This is a genomic window from Streptomyces sp. NPDC060027, assembly GCF_042737005.1.
Taxonomy (GTDB): Bacteria; Actinomycetota; Actinomycetes; order Streptomycetales; family Streptomycetaceae; genus Streptomyces.
In genome coordinates this window covers 1-1,615 of sequence record NZ_JBHWVI010000447.1, presented here as the reverse complement: position 1 = coordinate 1,615, position 1,615 = coordinate 1, and the positions used below count along the sequence as shown (strand labels likewise).

General features: G+C 67.0%; 1 protein-coding gene. It reads right to left on the bottom strand.

The features are described from left to right. Positions 1–27: 27 nt before the first annotated feature. Positions 28–1,269, bottom strand: coding sequence for an IS110 family transposase (locus ACFWBT_RS42890; protein ID WP_385710243.1), 1,242 nt, complete (start codon positions 1,267–1,269; stop codon positions 28–30). Between the last annotated feature and the right edge of the window lie 346 nt (positions 1,270–1,615).

Here is a 1,615-nt window from a genome sequence, read left to right as displayed (position 1 = left end):
GACAAGACACCCCATGCAGCTATCGGGTCAAGCAGCTGTGGCGAGTGGTGATGGTTTCGGCGGGGCAAATGCGATCGCTTCGTCGAACCTCTGGCGGGTTGTCAGGCAGTGGTGGAGCTGGCCGAGCATGCGGTTGAAAAGGTTTCGGAGAGCCGCGTAGTAGCGATCGCCGGTCTCTCTCCGACGGTTGTAGTGGTCGTGTGCGCCGGTTGAGGCAGTGAGTGCGGCGAAAGCCCAGTGCCGGCCGGTTGCGGCCAGACGACTGTTCTTGATCCGGCGGTGGCTGACGCGGCGGCTTTTGCCGGACTCGCGCGTAACGGGGGCACTTCCGGCGTAAGCCTTCAGATCGCGGGCTGTGTCGAACCGTGTGCGGTCGTCGCCGATTTCGGCGAGTAGCCGGGCGCCGGTCAGCACCGCGAGGCCCGGGAAGCTCGTGATGATCTCCGCGTCGGGATGCTGGAGGAAGAGCTCCTCGGTGGCGCTTGCCAGCTCGTCGCAGGCCTTGCAGGCCGCTTCGAGCTGGGCGAGCAAGGCAAGTGTTTGGTGCCCCATCGCCGCTTCCACCAGAGCCGGCTGACGAAGCCAGGTCCGGCGGAATACCTCGAGCAGGCGGTCGGTCTCGGCCTCGATCCGGCGCTGGCGGCCGGCCTGTGTGACGGCGGCCCTGAGCTTGCTGCGGGCAAGTTTGGCGGCCTCGGCCTGTGTGGGCGCGATCGCCAGAACCGCGCGAGCCTCTCGCGCCAGAAGCCTCTCGCGCTTGTCGGCGAACGCTTCGAGGACTGCCGGGTAGTACTCGCGCAGGTGCGAGCGCAGGCGGTTGTGGGCTCGGGTGCGGTCCCAGACCGCGTCCTGCTGGGCTCTGGCGAGGACGGCGATCGCTTTGACCAGCTCAGAGTCGCCCGGCAGAGGCCGGTGAAGCTCTGCGTCGGTCCGTAGGATGTTCGCCAGGACGACGGCGTCCTGGTGGTCGGACTTCTTGCGGGAGACGGCGTGCCGGTCCCGGTAGCGTGCCACGGCCATTGGGTTGATCGCGAACACCTGGCGCCCGGAGGCCCGCAGGCAGGCCACCATGAGCCCGCGCGAGGTCTCAATCGCGATCGGGATCGGATCGTCGGGAGTGTCGCCGTGTTCGGCGAGCAGACGCAGCAGGTCCTGGAAGCCCGACGCGTCGTCGCTGACCCTGAGCTTGCCGAGCAGACGAGCCTCGGAGTCAACGACCGCCACGTCATGATGGTCTTCGGCCCAGTCGATTCCGCAGGTCACCAGCATGCACGCCTCTTTTCGATACGTCGCTGTCCGCCGGCGTCGAGCCGCGGCAGGACCACTCGGCGACCTAATAGAAGCGCTCGCCGGCGCACCACCCCATCAGCCGTCCGTGGCCCCAGCTGTTCTCAGGGTCCTCGCTCTCGTGAAGAGCTCCACGACTCCGGCTGATCAAGAGGTGGCCCTGAGAACGGCTCGAACCACGGCACGCTACGACGGTCGCGTCCCAAGCGGCAGGGGCCGCGCACGCGTCACTCTTGTCGAAGCACTCAAAGCGCGGCATACAGCAAGACATCTCGCTCGGCCCCTGCCCAGAGCTGATCCAACTCCCAGCCCTAAACGCCTATTAGGC